Raw genomic sequence first — 15,342 nt, forward strand, 5'->3', positions numbered from 1 at the left:
GTAAATTCACGCAGTACTTGGGATGCAAATGAGTGGATTGGATCGATAATGATAGACTATTGGAAATAGTGGCGTTTCGCTGCTTGCGAAACTAGCGTGGAATCAGATGGATAAATTGAGGAAAAAATGAGCCAATCGCATGTAATGAATACGTATTCGCGTTTACCTGTTACGTTTACGCATGGGCGTGGCGTGACGTTGTGGGATACCGCCGGTAAAGAATATTTAGATGCGCTAGCAGGCATTGCGGTATCCGGGTTAGGGCATGCCCATCCCGATTTGGTCCAGGCTATCAGCGAACAGGCTGGACGCCTGATTCACACGTCTAACTTATATGGTGTCGCAGAGCAAGAGTCTCTAGCGACCAAACTTAGCCAACTCAGCGGCCTTGATGAAGTTTTTTTCTGTAATTCAGGTGCTGAGGCCAATGAAGCAGCAATCAAGTTAGCACGTCTCTACGGTTACAAAAAAACAGGGTTACCTGGAGCTAAAGTGATCGTCATGGAACGGGCATGGCATGGCCGAACCATTGGAACGCTCGCCGCGACCGGCAGTGAAAAAGCACGGCATGGGTTTGAGCCATTGCCCGACGAGGGCTTTATTCGAGTGCCTTACAACAATATGGCAGCGATTCAGGCTGTAGCCGATACGCAGCCAGAGATTCAGGCTGTTTTGCTAGAGGTCTTGCAGGGTGAAGGGGGAATCAATATCGCGACAGAAGGTTACCTCAAGCGATTGCGCGAGTTTTGTACCGAGCGTGGCTGGCTATTGATGATTGATGAAGTCCAGAGTGGTATTGGCCGTACGGGCACCTGGTTTGGCTATCAACATGCCGGCATTGTGCCAGATGTTATTACTCTCGCAAAAGGCTTGGGCTCTGGGGTGCCGATCGGTGCTTGTTTGGCCGGTGGGCAAGCCAAGGGGGTGATGGGGCCCGGCAATCATGGCACCACTTTTGGTGGTGGCCCACTCGTTAGTCAAGCCGCTTTAACGACCTTAACGGTGATGGAGCGCGATGCCTTGCTGGCCAATGCTGCCAAAGTCGGAGGATACTTACGTGCGGGCTTGGAAAATGACTTATGCAACGTGGCTGGGGTTGTCGAGATTCGGGGGCGAGGCCTGATGCTTGGGATTGAGTTAGATCGCCCGTGTGGAGAGTTGGTTAAAGAGGCACTGGCTGCAGGGCTATTGATTAATGTCACCCGCGATAATGTGGTGCGTTTATTGCCACCACTGATTTTGAGTATTGCGGACGCTAATGTCCTCATTGCTCGTTTGGTGCCGCTCATTAAACAGTTTTTGTCAAAATAATCCCTGTCTTAAGGGTGAGGCATCCTGCTATGCAAATCAGACACTTTTTACAGTTCAAAGATTGTAGTCCCCAAGAAATTGATTATTTATTTCGACGTGCGGCTATCATCAAACAAAAGTTTAAGCGCTACGAACCCTACTATCCGTTACAAGATAGAACCTTGGTCATGATCTTTGAAAAGGCATCAACCCGGACGCGCCTGTCTTTTGAAGCGGGGATGCATCAATTGGGTGGCTCAGCAATTTATCTCAATACCCGTGATTCGCAATTGGGGCGCGGCGAGCCTGTTGAAGACGCCGCACAAGTCATTTCCCGGATGTGCGATATCGTGATGATTCGTACTTTTGAGCAAGACATTATTGAACGTTTCGCCAAAAGTTCGCGGGTGCCCGTGATCAACGGCTTGACGAACGAATATCATCCCTGTCAGGTGCTGGCGGATATTTTTACCTACATTGAGCATCGCGGCAGTATCCAAGGCAAAACGGTTGCTTGGGTCGGCGATGCGAACAATATGTCGCATTCTTGGTTGCAGGCAGCAGCGCTACTCGACTTTAAGTTACATGTCTCGACCCCACCTGGTTATGCCCTAAATCAAGCTATGTTCACCCCGAATGAGTTGGCCCACCTCAGTGTGTTTACCGATCCCATGCAAGCTTGCCAAGGTGCGGATTTGGTGACTACCGACGTGTGGACGAGCATGGGCTACGAAGCAGAAAACGAAACACGTCTGCAAGCTTTTGCTGACTGGCAAGTTGATACAGAGATGATGCAAGTAGCGCAGCCTAATGCCTTATTCATGCATTGTTTGCCTGCGCATCGTGGCGAAGAGGTCAGTGCAGAAGTGATTGATGGCCCGCAATCGGTCGTTTGGGATGAAGCTGAGAACCGCCTGCATGTGCAAAAAGCGCTGATGGAGTTCTTGCTGTGTGGCTATGTTGATTGGCGTGAGCATGGCTGACCGCTAAGAGATATTGGGTATGTGCCAGCATGTCAACCAACCCTGAGGCCCCAGTCAGCACTCTCAAGAATCTTGGGCCTGCGTCATGTGCGCAGCTGGCTCGGATTGGGATACATACAAAGGCAGATCTGGCCGCGATGGGGGCTATTCCGACGTGGCAAGCTTTAAGAGCCAACGGTTGGAACGTTAACATCATTGCTCTCTATGCGATAGCAGGGGCATTGATTGATTGCCACTGGAATAAATTGCCGGCTGAGTTGAAATTAACATTACAAACAGAATCTAAACTTACTTCAATAGGAAGATAACTCATGCAATTCGATCATGTTTCAGTGAACAAAAAAGCCAATGTGTACTTCGATGGTAAATGTGTGAGCCATTCCATTACGCTGGCGGATGGCACTAAAAAATCCGTGGGCGTGATTCTGCCGAGCAAGCTGGTATTCAATACCGGTGCACCGGAAATCATGGAACTGCTGGAAGGCAAATGCCAAATTAAATTGGCGGGTAGTGATAGCGTGGTGGAGTATGCGGGCGGCCAGTCTTTTAATGTGCCCGGCAACAGTAGCTTTGAAATTGAAACGCTAGAAACACTGCACTACGTTTGCCATTTTGGCTAAGTCATTGCGACACTAACAGCTAGATCACCAGGGGTTCAGGTTCAATCTGAACCCGAAATTTTTGGTACACATCACTTTGTATTTGGTGTGCGAGTTGTATCAGTGCGTTCCCGGTTCCGCCACCCGTGTGAACGAGAACAAGCGCCTGACGTTCATGCACCCCGATAGCGCCCACGCGGCGTCCTTTCCAGCCAGTTTGTTCAATCAGCCAGCCAGCGGCGACTTTAGTCGTGCCATCCGGTTGCGGATAGTGCGGACATTCTGGATACGCATTCAGCAAGCTTTGTGCTTGTGCCGCCGACAAGATAGGGTTTTTAAAAAAACTGCCCGCATTACCGAGCACTGCCGGGTCGGGTAATTTCTGTTGCCGAACTTTGACCACGGTTTTAAAAATTGCTTGCGGAGTGACGTCGCCTTGCAGATTTTCCCGAATATCTTTGTAATCGGCCTGTGCTTGCCATGTTTTCGGCAAGGCCAAGGTCACGCTGAGTATAAGGGCGCGGCCACGTAGTGCATGTTTAAAAATGGAATCTCGGTACCCAAACGCACAGTCTTCTTTGCTTAGGGTGTGAATGGTGTGGGTTTGTAGATCAAAGTAACGCAACGCGTGAAAGCGGTCGGCCAATTCCAAGCCATACGCACCAATGTTTTGGATAGGGGCAGCCCCGACCGTGCCGGGGATGAGTGCCAAATTTTCTAACCCGGGGTAGCCTTGCGCGATTAGCCAGGACACCGTTTCGTGCCAGTTTTCGCCAGCCGCTACCTCAACCAGATGCATGGGTGCGTCGGTTGTGCCGCTCACGTCTTGACCCTGGCTGGACGGCAGAATGGCCTTACCTTGTGTGGCGACTTTAATCACTAAGCCTGGATAGTCTTGCGTTAACACCACATTCGACCCGCCACCTAATACTAAGATGGGTAATTGCTGTTGCTGCGCATAGGCGCAGAGTGTGGGTAGGTCGGCTTCGTCCGTTAGGGTGTAAAAGTACGCTGCGTGAGCAGGTAAACCCAAGGTGTTGTAGGGTTGCAGGTCTGCCTGCGTCGTGATGCGCGTTAATACATCCTGTGCATTAAGAGCGTTGGTAGATAGAGAACTGTGTGAGGTCATGGTGGCGATTATAATTCGCTCCTATATCCCCTTGTGATGTACTTGTGTGCGAAAGGATCTGACATGCCCAGTTTTGACGTTGTGTGTAAAGCCGATTTGGTGGAAGTAAAAAACGCCGTGGAACAAGCCAATAAAGAAATTGGGACGCGGTTTGACTTTAAAGGTTCGGATGCTCGCGTGGAGCACAAGGAACATCAACTCACTCTGTTTGCCGATGATGACTTTAAATTAAGCCAAGTGCGGGATGTGCTGGCGAACAAATGTGCCAAGCGTAATGTGGATGCCCGTTTCCTAGAAGATGGCAAAAAAGAAAAAATTGGCGGCGATAAACTCAAACAAACCATCGAGATTAAAAATGGCGTGGGGGGCGACTTGGGTAAGCGTATCGTCAAAGCCATTAAAGATTCAAAAATGAAAGTACAAGGCAGTATTCAGGGGGATACGGTGCGAGTTAGCGGGACCAAGCGTGATGATTTGCAAGCCGCGATTGCCCTGCTGCGCAAGGAAGTCGCGGATGTGCCGCTGGGGTTTGAGAATTTCCGCGATTAAACCGCTCTTGATTAAATTCGATAGCGCTGAATCAGCGTTTCCAAGCGGTTTGTTTCTTCATTAATTTGTCCACTCATCGTCGCAATCGCATTCACGGAGCTGGCGGTTGTCTCTAATTCATTGGCAATGGCATCAGAAGCAGACGTCACTTGATTAAACTCGTTGAGTTGCGTTTCGCTGGCAACCGTTAAGGCATTAACCATCACTTGCATGCGCTGCGTCATCTGGGCAACATGCTCCGTAACGCTGTCAACCGCTTCTGACCGTTCTACGCTTTTAGTGGCCAACTCAATCGTTTCTGCTGCTGACGCATTCAGCGCCTGGACACTGTTTTCCAAGGCGGTGGCGACATGAGTAATTTCACCCGCCGCCTCACTGGCGGATTGCGCCAATTTGCGTACTTCATCGGCCACAATGGAGAAACCTCGACCATGCTCACCGGCGCGCGCTGCTTCGATGGCAGCATTCAGTGCCAGTAAATTGGTTTGCTTGGCGATTTGGCTGATCTGACTGGCAGAGAGATTAATCGTTTTCGCATGCGAATCGACAAAAGACAGCACTTGAGAGGTATCACGAACTAGCTTAGAAAGTTCATTGAGATCTGATGCAGCTTGGCGAGCAATTTTGGCATTTTCTGCCGCGGCTTCCAAACCACTTTGCATCATGATATTGGCTTCAATGACTTGAGTATGAATCACAGTCGACTGTTCACGTGCCTGTTCCATCGCACCATGAATAGCGCGCAGTGAGGTTGACTGCTCTTCAATCGCCCGCGCGCCAGATTCAGCAATCTGAGTCATGCGATTCGCTTGTTGATTGAATTGATTGGCTTGCGTTTGCAGCGACTGTACAAGGAGACGCAAGCTATCTTGCATTTTATTGAAGCTGAAACCCAAACTGCCCGCTCGCTGCCACTCAGTGGGAAGGGGATTGCTGAGATTCCCCGCTGCGATCTGGGCAGCGGTTTCTGCAATTAGGCTAGGCTCGCCGCCAATTTTAGCCAGTAACCGACGCGCATAGCGCCATGAAAAACCACTCATCGCCGCCGTGATCAGAATAAAGGTAAAAATAGCCGCCAGCATGGTGATTGTATTGGTGCGCGACATATCGTTAATTTTTGTTTCGGCATATTGGTTGGCAAGGTTAACGGTGCTATCGACCGCCTGTCGATGAGCCTTATAAAGTTTCACCATGGCCGTGAGCTGTTGCTGCGCATCCTCCTTATTTTTCTGCAAGATTGCACTAGAAAAAGTGGTTTCAGCCAGCTTGAATAAGGACAAGGCAGTTTCTAGCTGTTTCCCCAGTAGTGCGGCTTGAATACTTGGTTCGACTACTTGATTGTTTTTCCAATAGTCAGCGCGGACTTCAAAATCGCGCTTGAGGCGAGTAATCTCGGGGATATAAAAGTCTGTATTCAAGTCTTGATTGACGGCTTCTGCTGCCTGGTAAGAGACCAACATCAGTTCGATCGCATACATGGGCGGTGGCAGGATATCGGCAACCGCATCTTTTGCCAAGAAAACCTGCTCTGCCCCACGTTGGTGCGCCTGTAAGGAGACTAAAAGCTGGATTCCTAGAATAATCAATCCACCTATGCCCAGTAGGGTCATGCCGAGCAGGGTGCCTTGCACGGTAGAGGGGTGCCAGCGGGGTAAAGAGAGAGGTTGGGTCATAGGAATATCGCTTCAAAGTTTAGGGTTATAAAAATAGCGAATAAAGCGCATTCAAAATATCGGCTGGGCATGAAAAAAGCTGAGTGTTCCAGCTCCCCCTCAGCTTGGGGCTCGAATGAAGCCAGGCGCTTATTGTGGTGTGACGGTTTGCATTGACTGGCCTTCAGTGATCGAAAAACGCTATGATCGAAAAACGCTATGTTTAGGTGCCAGCAGAACTCAAAAATAGCAACGGGTCGCATGATAAAATATTAAGGTTCATTGCTTTAATCCAGACCAGCAAATTTAATGCCTTACCTTAGAGGCAATTTGGGTCACTTTTTCTTCATAACATTCAAACATGCAAACGCCATTCGCCAAAGAAACCCTGCCGATTTCGCTTGAAGAGGAAATGCGTCGTTCCTACATTGAATACGCCATGAGCGTGATTGTGGGGCGGGCCTTGCCGGACGTGCGTGATGGTTTAAAACCTGTGCATCGGCGCGTGCTGTTTGCGATGCACGAGTTGAATAATGACTGGAATCGTGCTTACAAAAAATCAGCGCGTATCGTCGGTGATGTGATCGGTAAATACCACCCCCACGGCGATCAAGCGGTGTACGACACAGTGGTGCGGATGGCCCAAGACTTTTCCCTGCGTTACATGCTGGTGGATGGCCAGGGTAACTTTGGCTCGGTGGATGGTGATAATGCGGCGGCGATGCGCTACACGGAAATTCGCTTGGCCAAAATCGCTCACGAAATGCTGTCTGATATCGACAAAGAAACCGTCGATTTTGGGCCGAACTACGACGGCAGCGAAAAAGAACCCCATGTTCTGCCCGCGAAAATTCCGAACTTGCTAATTAATGGTTCGAGCGGGATTGCGGTGGGGATGGCGACCAATATCCCCCCCCATAACTTGAATGAAGTGGTGAATGGCTGCCTGCATGTATTGCGCAACCCGCAATGCACGATTGATGAACTGATCGAGCTGATTCCTGCGCCGGATTTCCCGACCGCCGGGATTATCTATGGCGTGCAAGGTGTGCGCGAAGGTTACCGTACCGGTCGTGGCCGCGTGGTGATGCGCGCCAAGACCCACTTTGAGGAAATGGATAAGGGCAACCGCATGGCCATCATCATTGATGAGCTGCCCTACCAGGTCAACAAGAAAAACCTGCTCGAGAAAATTGCCGATCTGGTGAATGAAAAGCGCCTCGAAGGCATTTCGGATATTCGGGATGAATCCGATAAGTCCGGTATGCGCGTGGTGATTGAACTCAAGCGCGGTGAAGTGCCCGATGTGGTGCTGAACAACCTCTACAAGAATACCCAGCTGCAAGACACCTTCGGTATGAACATGGTGGCGCTCGTCGATGGCCAGCCGCGCCTACTCAACCTCAAGCAAATGCTGGATTACTTCCTCCAGCATCGCCGTGAAGTCGTAACGCGCCGGACGATTTTTGAACTGCGCAAAGCGCGCGAACGGGGCCACGTGTTGGAAGGCTTGGCCGTCGCGTTGGCGAATATTGATGACTTTATTGCCATCATTAAAGCTGCCCCAACCCCGCCGATTGCCAAGCAAGAATTGCTGGCACGTTCCTGGGATTCTTCCGTGGTGCGCGAGATGTTGGCGCGTACTACCCAAGACAGCAGCAACATCGCCGCGTACCGTCCTGAGCATATTCCGGCGCAATATGGTTTGCAAACCGATGGCATGTATCGTCTCTCCGAAGAGCAAGCGCAAGAAATTTTGCAAATGCGCTTGCAACGCTTAACGGGCTTGGAACAAGACAAGATCGTTAATGAATACAAAGACGTGATGGCGCAAATCGCCGACCTGCTCGATATCTTGGCACGTCCCGACCGCATTACCGACATCATCGCTACCGAATTGAATGATGTGCGTGCTGAGTTCGGCAATGAAAACAAAGACAAGCGCCGTTCGGAAATCGTCTTGAATGCGACCGAGCTGGATACCGAAGATTTGATCACGCCAACCGACATGGTGGTGACGCTTTCGCACACGGGCTACATCAAGAGCCAGCCGCTGTCCGAATACCGTGCGCAGAAGCGTGGTGGGCGCGGCAAACAAGCCACGGCGATGAAAGAGGATGACTGGATCGACCAGCTCTTTATTGCCAATACCCACGACACGATTTTGTGTTTCTCAAACCGTGGTCGGCTGTACTGGCTCAAAGTGTATGAAGTACCGCAAGGCTCGCGGACTTCGCGTGGCAAGCCCATTATCAATATGTTCCCCTTACAGGAGAACGAAAAAATCACGGTGGTCTTACCTGTTAAACAGTTCACCGAAGACCGCTATGTATTCATGGCGACCAGCTTGGGCACCGTGAAGAAAACGGCGTTGACCGAATTCTCGAATCCGCGCAAGGCCGGCATTATTGCGGTGGACTTGGATGAAGGCGACTTCCTGATTGGGGCCGCTTTGACCGATGGCCAACATGATGTGATGTTGTTCTCCGATGCCGGCAAGGCCGTGCGCTTTGCGGAAGAAGATGTCCGCCCCATGGGCCGCACGGCGCGTGGCGTACGCGGCATGATGCTCGAAGACAGCCAGCAAGTGATCGCCTTACTGGTGGCTGAAAACGAACAGCAAAGCGTATTGACCGCGACTCAAAATGGCTTTGGCAAACGCACCCCGATTGCCGAATACACCCGCCATGGCCGTGGCACCAAAGGCATGATTGCGATTAGCACCAGCGAACGTAACGGTAAAGTCGTGGCGGCCACCTTGGTAGAAGCCAAAGACGAAATCATGCTGATTACCACCGGTGGCGTGCTGATTCGTACTCGTGTGAGCGAGATCCGCGAAATGGGCCGCGCCACTCAAGGCGTTACCCTGATCAACGTCGAAGAAGGCACCATGCTCTCGGGCTTGCAGAAGATTGTGGATGCCAACGGCGATGAAGACGATGGTGAGGAAGCACTGGATGCAGGGGATATCCCAGCAGACGATACGCCACCCACCGCGTAAACGTGCCATTACAATAGTACGGTTAGCATCAAGAAAAGCCCCTCATCACGATGAGGGGCTTTTTGTTTTGTGTGCCTTTAGAGTGCCGTCAGAGTGCTAAGTGCACCAGTCGCATACTGGCATCTTCCGGGTCGGGCGCAATCACAAAATTCAGTTTACGTAATAGCCCCAACATGGCGTGGTTATTGGCGAGGATGTAGCCCTCAATGCGCTGCAACCCTTTGTGTTTTGCGCAGGCAATAATCGCCTGCATCAGCGCCGTGCCCAAGCCGCAGCGCTGAAAATCATCCGCAATGGCAATCGCATATTCGCAACTAGTGCGGTCATTATTCAATAAGTAGCGTACTACACCAATGAGTCTGCCACCGGAGTTTCCACCAGCGTGTCCATCGGGTAGCATCGCGACCAGCGCCATTTCACGGTCGTAATCAATTTGTGTGTAGCGCACCAGCATGCGGGGTGTGAGCTCGGTCAGTCCCGAAATAAAGCGCATGTAACGCGCTTCGGGCGAGAGTTGTCGTACAAAGGTTTGTAGGGCCTGCGCATCGCCGGGGTGAATCGGCCGTAACTCGCAGTCTCGGGGCGCTTCATGCTGCGGCTGTTTGAGGGTGAGCGGTTGTACCCAGCGGCGCGGATAAGGGGCGATCGCGGTATGCACAGGTACTGGACCTGTGCTTGGATGAGGATCGCGGAGGGCAATCCGTACTTCCCCCAAAGCCAAACCCTCAGCGCGGAGGTGGAGAGGGTAGATGTCGATACTATGCAAAGCTGGCACGGCCGCCACGAGTTCACCCACTTGCACCAGGAGCTTTTCCCAGGCCATGAGCTGGGGCGCCAGATTATGTTCGCTGGCAATCCAGTCGGCGATTTTGGTGCGTTCGATCATCCGCTGCGCAATAAAGCTGTTAATCGGAACGAGTTCGGTGGCGCGGTCTAGGTGTGTGGCTAAGGATTGACGGGCGGGTTCAGGCAGACTGCCGGTCATCATCACTGCACCTAAAATCGGGTGGCTGACGACACTGATATACAGCGTAGTCGACAAAGCGCTATCACTATTCGCATGAGGCGTGATGGTGTGCACTGTGGGTAAGTGAATACCCGCAAGATTTAACAATGCCGCACTGTCAGCCGCACTCAACACATAAGGTGGGGCAGGCTGGGCGGTAGATGCCGAAGGGGATTCCAGTAGTTGTGCCTGACAGTATGCTTGGGCCGCCAAAAAGTTTTGATGGAGTAAATATTCCTCCTCATCCAAGCTGCCTGGAATCTGCAGTGCGAGCTGCTGGTTACGATAAAAACGCGCCAGCGTCGCATAGCCATCAATCGCCGTTTCGGGCGAGCGAAACGCGGGGATACCCGCAGCAATTAGTTCTGCGCGTAGCTGTGCGCCCATTTCATCGCCCAGCCAGGTCACTATCAGTGGTTTATAGAGGCGGGTGTGCACGGCAAGCAGAACTTGATTAATCGCGTTCACGTCAAACTGTGGGCGAGGGCTGAGAATGACCACAACGCCATCCACATCGGGTTGTGCTGCTAATTGGATGAGTAGATCTTGGTAATCAGCCGCCGTCGCTTCTGGCCCAAGATCGAGTGGGTTATGCCCATACACTTTACAGCCACTGCGTAGACGGAGGTCCCTGAGGATCGGCAAAGCTAATCGACTTTGCAAGGCACGATGTTGGGCGAGCCGGGCCGGGCCCCAGCCATTCGACACTAAGGCTAAGCGACGCCCTTTGGGGGGATGGGGTAAATCTAAGCAGCGTGCAGCGGCATAGAGTTGTGTGAGGAAATGGACTTGGATCGCTCCCGCACGTCGCAGGGCAGCGGCTAGCGCAGAATCATGCGAGAGTAGCTGCGTACCTAGATGCATCGAGGCATGGCCATGCAGCGCTGTGGAAGTATCCGTGTGCTTAGGCGGATCTTCATCCATGTTGAACGCCCGAGGGTAGAGCACAATCACCGGCTTGACACTGGCCAGTGCGCGTAAGGCACTTAAGAAGTGGCGTGCTTCCTGGAGTTCTTCTAGCTGAATGACGACGCTGTGGGTGTGTGGGTCATTAATCAGAAAATCTAAGACCGCATCAATCGCAATGCCTTGCGCGTTTTCCTGTGAGTCACCCAAGGACACCACACAAGAAAAACCAATGTCATTGCCGCTGCCCCAATCCAAAATAGCGGTTGCCAGAGCACTGGATTGGGCCACTAAGGCGATGGTACCAACTGTTGCGAGTGCACCCATTTGCGCTAAATTTAATCCCAACGGCGGCCGTTGCAGCCCGGATGAGCCGGGACCGAGTAGACGGATACCGAGCGTGCTGGCAAGGGTGCGCCAGTGATTCAATTGGGTGGTGTTGCCATAGGTGGGGACGATGGCTAAACGAACCCCTTGGCGATGTGCGAGTTGAAGTGCAGCGGCGAGGTCTGCAGCAGGTACGTCTAAATAAGCTAAATCAAAGGGCGTGGCGGGCGAGGGGACTTTAGTGTCTAAGCCGATATAAACGAGCTGTGTGCGCGTGGCGTCGTAAACTAGGGGCGTGGGAACTTGTCCTTGGCTGTGAATACATAAGATATGTTTAGGATTGAAGAGGGGTGACAGGGCATGCGCATCCATGAGCATTTCCTTACTCTAAATCCGCCAAAATACGCACATGCTGATTCACACAGCGCGCCAGCGCGGCAATCGCATAACCCCCTTCGAGGGTAGAAATCAGGCGTCCCGCACAGTGGGTATTCGCCATGTTGACCAACTCATGGCTGAGCCACGCGTAGTCGGCATCGCGCCAGCCGAGGTTGCCCATATCATCTTCGAGATGGGCATCAAACCCGGCGGAGACGTAGATGAGTTGGGGCTTAAACGCATTCACTGCCGGCCACCAGTCATTCAACACCGCCTGCCGTAGCAAGTCGCCCCCGGTGCGCGGAGGTAGCGGCACATTCAGCATATTTTTACCGAGTGGGTTCTCGCCGCTAAAAGGGTAGAGCTGGGTTTGGAAGGTGGAAACCATCAGCACCCGCTCATCATTTGCCAGAATGTCTTCACTGCCATTGCCGTGATGCACATCAAAATCGACCAGTAAAACCCGTTCTAAGCCATGGACATCCAGCGCATGGCGAATACCGACCGCAGCATTATTAAAAAAACAAAAGCCCATGGTGGCGCTGCGTTCGGCATGATGCCCTGGTGGCCGCACGGCACAAAACGCCCGCTGCACGGTGCCCGAGAGCACCAAATCCGTGGCTTGTACCACCGCCCCAGCGGCGCATAAGGCGGCTTCGAGGGTGTGGCTATTCATTTGGGTATCGGGATCTAGCCTCAAATAACCGGTAGTCGGTGCAGCGTTGACCACTTCATCGACATACAGGCTGGTATGGGCCCGGCTCAGTTGCGCCAGCGTCGCGGGCTGGGCGGTATAGGATTGCAGATAATCCATCGTCCCTTGTCCGACCAGACGATCATGAATCGCAATCAGCCGTTCTGGGCATTCGGGGTGCTCCGCGCCCATGTCATGGCGTACACAAGCGGGGTGAGTAAGGTAGGCAGTATGCATGAAGCAATTATGTCCCAGAAATGCTGACAGCAGCATGACGTTTCCGCTACGATGTGGGTCTGTCAATGAGGGGTGTCATGAGTTTGATCGAAATATTGTTAATAGGATTAGCGGCCTGTGTGCTAATCGGCATGGTGTGGATGATTTGGGCTGGGCGGCGCAGTCAGCTGGGGCTGGCTGAGCTGACGCAAAAACTAAACGAACAAAGCCTGTTACAAAATCAACTACAGCTGCAAGCCATTCAAGAAGCCATCCAGACCTCGGCCCGTGAAGGTCGGGGCGAACTTGGACAAAATTTGAGTCAAAGCTTTACCCAATTCCAACAAATACTCAGCACGCAGCTGACGCAAATTACCCAACTACAAAATAACCAAATTGATAGCTTTGCGCAGCAGTTGGTCAAACTCACGGAGAGCAATGAGCAACGCTTGCAAGCTTTGCGCGAAGCGGTACAGGCCGATGCGCGGCTGGCGCGGGAAGAAGGTGCGCAAACTTTGCAGCGTTTTGGTGAGGGCATGCAGCAGCAACTCGCGCAACTGAGCGAGGCCAATGCGCGACGTTTGGTCGAGGTACGCGAAACACTCGATACGCAAATTCAAAAGCTCCAGCAAGACAATGCCGCTAAGCTGGAAGAAATGCGCAAAACTGTGGATGAGAAGTTGCACAACACCTTGGAAACCCGCTTGGGTGAATCGTTTAAGCTGGTCTCGGATCGGCTAGAGGCGGTACAACGTGGTTTGGGTGAAATGCAAACCTTAGCCGCTGGCGTGGGCGATCTCAAACGGGTGCTGACCAATGTGAAAGATCGCGGGACGTGGGGTGAAGTGCAATTGGATAATCTGCTCTCGCAGTTGCTTACGCCCGAGCAGTTTGCGCGGAATGTGGCAACTCTACCCAATAGCCGCGAACGGGTGGAATTTGCGATCAAACTTCCCGGCGCGCAGCCCGACCAGCCCGTCTGGCTACCGATTGATGCCAAGTTTCCGCAAGAAGATTACCAACGCCTGCAAGACGCGCAAGAACGCGCCGATGCGGTGGCTCTCGAAGCCGCGGCCAAAGCGCTCGAGCAACGAGTGCGCTTGGAAGCCAAAAGCATTCGTGAAAAATATATTGGCCCGCCGCACACAACGGACTTTGCCTTATTGTTTTTGCCCACCGAAGGCTTGTATGCTGAGGTCTTACGTCGCCCCGGTTTATTAGACGCTGTCCAACGTGAGCAGCGCGTGGTCATCACCGGGCCCACTACTTTGGCGGCAATTTTAAATAGCTTGCAAATGGGCTTCCGCACTTTAGCAATTGAGCAGCGTTCGAGTGAAGTCTGGCAGTTACTCGCCGCCGTTAAAACTGAGTTTGCGAAATTTGGTGATGTGCTGGATAAAACCCAACGCCAAATTCAAACGGTGCAAAACAGCTTGGGTGAAGCCACCACGCGCACGCGAGCGATGGAGCGCAAGCTGCGTGAGGTGGAAGCCTTACCCGATGCGCAAGCCAAGCCCCTACTGGGGTTGGGTTTGGAAAGCGATACGCTGCCTTTGGAGTAAAAAATGGCACATACGACGCGTATTACTATAGTTGGAACGGGGGGCACCATTGCAGGGACCCAAGCGGCCGCCAACCAAGTCTCCCCCGCTGCTGCAAGCAAGAGCAATGGTGCTTATGTGGCGGGCGTGCTCTCTGTCGCTGATTTACTCAAAGACTTGAATCTGTCAGCAACGTCGCCGCCGCTCAGCTTGCGTCATGTCGAGCCTTTTCGGTTGGCTAGTGAAGATATGCAACCTGCGCACTGGTGGAAATTGGCTCATGTCGTCGTGCAACAATTACAGGACCCTGAGGTAGATGGCGTGCTAATTACCCATGGCACCGACACCCTTGAAGAGAGTGCGTTTTTTCTGCATCTCGTGCTGTCTAGTCACAAACCGGTTGTCTTGACAGGGGCTATGCGTCCTGCAGACCATCCTAACGCAGATGGGCCGGGGAATATGCGGCTGGCGATAGAGACAATTGTTCTGGCAAAACGTCATCGTCTTAACCTTGGAGTCGTTGTTGCCTTTGCGGGAAAAGTCATGGCTGCGCCTGGGTTACGTAAAGTCCATACGCGCGACCCGATTGGCTTTGCTAATCCCTGGTATACGGTAGATTTGGTTGATCTGCCGCAGGCCAGCTGGCCAGAGGCGGGTACGTTAGCCGTGGCGCTAGCGCTAATACCTCCCGATTCAACGGACGTGGAGAGGCTTCCTCATGTGCCAATTGTGATGATGTATCCCGGTATCTGTCTAGATAGCTTGGCGGTGGCAACTTCCAGCCCGACATTGGCGGGCTTGGTCCTGGCAGGCTACGGCCATGGGACGGTTCCTGATTCCATCTCAAGTTGGCTGGCGGGGCGTTCGCCTAGCGTGCCTGTGGTGCGGGCGTCACGGGTTGGTGTTGGGCCAGTGCTAGCCGGTGTGGCTGAGGATGACAGCTATTTAGGGACGCTCGCTGCGGGTTGTCTTAGCCCAATGCAGGCCCGGGTTTTACTGATGGTTTGTGTGTGGGGAAAGGCCGATCCAGCCAAGTATTTCAATCCATATCAGCCCCCAGAAAGGCACTGA

Annotated in this window: 12 protein-coding genes; 8 read left to right on the forward strand and 4 right to left on the reverse strand. The window is 52.5% G+C overall.

Translation table 11 applies throughout. The features are described 5' to 3' along the window. Positions 1-126: 126 nt before the first annotated feature. Genes DU000_RS00980 through ppnP form a run of 4 tightly spaced genes read left to right on the forward strand, consistent with a single transcriptional unit; the run spans position 127 to position 2,893 of the window. Positions 127-1,311 carry an aspartate aminotransferase family protein gene (locus DU000_RS00980; protein ID WP_240001752.1) on the forward strand — a complete coding sequence of 395 codons (1,185 nt, stop codon included), beginning with the start codon at positions 127-129 and terminating at the stop codon, positions 1,309-1,311. Between the two features lie 29 nt (positions 1,312-1,340). Next, complete coding sequence (gene argF, locus DU000_RS00985) at positions 1,341-2,273, forward strand: ornithine carbamoyltransferase (RefSeq protein WP_114401497.1); 933 nt, start codon at positions 1,341-1,343, stop codon at positions 2,271-2,273. A 29-nt stretch (positions 2,274-2,302) separates the two neighbouring features. Beyond that, the gene (locus tag DU000_RS13125; protein WP_114401498.1) at positions 2,303-2,581 is read left to right on the forward strand and encodes a TfoX/Sxy family protein; all 279 of its coding nucleotides are present in this window, start codon (positions 2,303-2,305) and stop codon (positions 2,579-2,581) included. 3 nt (positions 2,582-2,584) lie between these two features. Next, positions 2,585-2,893, forward strand: a complete 309-nt coding sequence (gene ppnP / locus DU000_RS00995) for a pyrimidine/purine nucleoside phosphorylase (protein ID WP_114401499.1) — start codon at positions 2,585-2,587, stop codon at positions 2,891-2,893. 19 nt (positions 2,894-2,912) lie between these two features. On the opposite strand, the gene murB is transcribed toward ppnP, so the two are convergent. Then, the gene (murB, locus tag DU000_RS01000) at positions 2,913-4,001 is read right to left on the reverse strand and encodes a UDP-N-acetylmuramate dehydrogenase (RefSeq protein ID WP_114401500.1); all 1,089 of its coding nucleotides are present in this window, start codon (positions 3,999-4,001) and stop codon (positions 2,913-2,915) included. Between the two features lie 63 nt (positions 4,002-4,064). On the opposite strand from murB, the gene DU000_RS01005 reads away from it, so the two are divergent. Further along, positions 4,065-4,550: a YajQ family cyclic di-GMP-binding protein gene (locus DU000_RS01005; protein WP_114401501.1), complete on the forward strand. Its 486-nt coding sequence runs from the start codon at positions 4,065-4,067 to the stop codon at positions 4,548-4,550. An 11-nt stretch (positions 4,551-4,561) separates the two neighbouring features. Here the strand turns inward: DU000_RS01005 and DU000_RS01010 are convergent, their stop codons facing one another. Beyond that, a complete protein-coding gene (locus tag DU000_RS01010) occupies positions 4,562-6,223 on the reverse strand; it encodes a methyl-accepting chemotaxis protein (RefSeq protein WP_114401502.1) in 1,662 nt (553 codons plus the stop codon). A gap of 340 nt (positions 6,224-6,563) precedes the next feature. Between DU000_RS01010 and gyrA the strand changes: the two genes are divergently transcribed. Beyond that, positions 6,564-9,203: a DNA gyrase subunit A gene (gene gyrA / locus DU000_RS01020; RefSeq protein ID WP_114401504.1), complete on the forward strand. Its 2,640-nt coding sequence runs from the start codon at positions 6,564-6,566 to the stop codon at positions 9,201-9,203. Positions 9,204-9,291: 88 nt separating this feature from the next. Here the strand turns inward: gyrA and DU000_RS01025 are convergent, their stop codons facing one another. Both DU000_RS01025 and DU000_RS01030 read right to left on the reverse strand, forming a co-directional pair. Then, positions 9,292-11,814, reverse strand: a complete 2,523-nt coding sequence (locus DU000_RS01025) for a bifunctional acetate--CoA ligase family protein/GNAT family N-acetyltransferase (protein WP_158529598.1) — start codon at positions 11,812-11,814, stop codon at positions 9,292-9,294. Positions 11,815-11,824: 10 nt separating this feature from the next. Further along, on the reverse strand, positions 11,825-12,751 hold the full coding sequence (locus tag DU000_RS01030; RefSeq protein WP_114402042.1) for a histone deacetylase family protein: 927 nt from the start codon (positions 12,749-12,751) through the stop codon (positions 11,825-11,827). Positions 12,752-12,828: 77 nt separating this feature from the next. On the opposite strand from DU000_RS01030, the gene DU000_RS01035 reads away from it, so the two are divergent. Continuing rightward, a complete protein-coding gene (locus DU000_RS01035; protein WP_114401506.1) occupies positions 12,829-14,292 on the forward strand; it encodes a DNA recombination protein RmuC in 1,464 nt (487 codons plus the stop codon). 3 nt (positions 14,293-14,295) lie between these two features. Beyond that, on the forward strand, positions 14,296-15,342 hold the full coding sequence (locus DU000_RS01040; protein WP_114401507.1) for an asparaginase: 1,047 nt from the start codon (positions 14,296-14,298) through the stop codon (positions 15,340-15,342).

The organism is Parvibium lacunae, assembly GCF_003335215.1.
Taxonomy (GTDB): Bacteria; Pseudomonadota; Gammaproteobacteria; order Burkholderiales; family Burkholderiaceae_D; genus Parvibium; species Parvibium lacunae.

Coding starts and splice junctions, on each gene's coding strand:
- DU000_RS00980 (WP_240001752.1), top strand. CDS start 127: ATGAGCCAATCGCATGTAATGAATACGTATTCGCGTTTACCTGTTACG.
- argF (WP_114401497.1), top strand. CDS start 1,341: ATGCAAATCAGACACTTTTTACAGTTCAAAGATTGTAGTCCCCAAGAA.
- DU000_RS13125 (WP_114401498.1), top strand. CDS start 2,303: ATGTCAACCAACCCTGAGGCCCCAGTCAGCACTCTCAAGAATCTTGGG.
- ppnP (WP_114401499.1), top strand. CDS start 2,585: ATGCAATTCGATCATGTTTCAGTGAACAAAAAAGCCAATGTGTACTTC.
- murB (WP_114401500.1), bottom strand. CDS start 4,001: ATGACCTCACACAGTTCTCTATCTACCAACGCTCTTAATGCACAGGAT.
- DU000_RS01005 (WP_114401501.1), top strand. CDS start 4,065: ATGCCCAGTTTTGACGTTGTGTGTAAAGCCGATTTGGTGGAAGTAAAA.
- DU000_RS01010 (WP_114401502.1), bottom strand. CDS start 6,223: ATGACCCAACCTCTCTCTTTACCCCGCTGGCACCCCTCTACCGTGCAA.
- gyrA (WP_114401504.1), top strand. CDS start 6,564: ATGCAAACGCCATTCGCCAAAGAAACCCTGCCGATTTCGCTTGAAGAG.
- DU000_RS01025 (WP_158529598.1), bottom strand. CDS start 11,814: ATGGATGCGCATGCCCTGTCACCCCTCTTCAATCCTAAACATATCTTA.
- DU000_RS01030 (WP_114402042.1), bottom strand. CDS start 12,751: ATGCATACTGCCTACCTTACTCACCCCGCTTGTGTACGCCATGACATG.
- DU000_RS01035 (WP_114401506.1), top strand. CDS start 12,829: ATGAGTTTGATCGAAATATTGTTAATAGGATTAGCGGCCTGTGTGCTA.
- DU000_RS01040 (WP_114401507.1), top strand. CDS start 14,296: ATGGCACATACGACGCGTATTACTATAGTTGGAACGGGGGGCACCATT.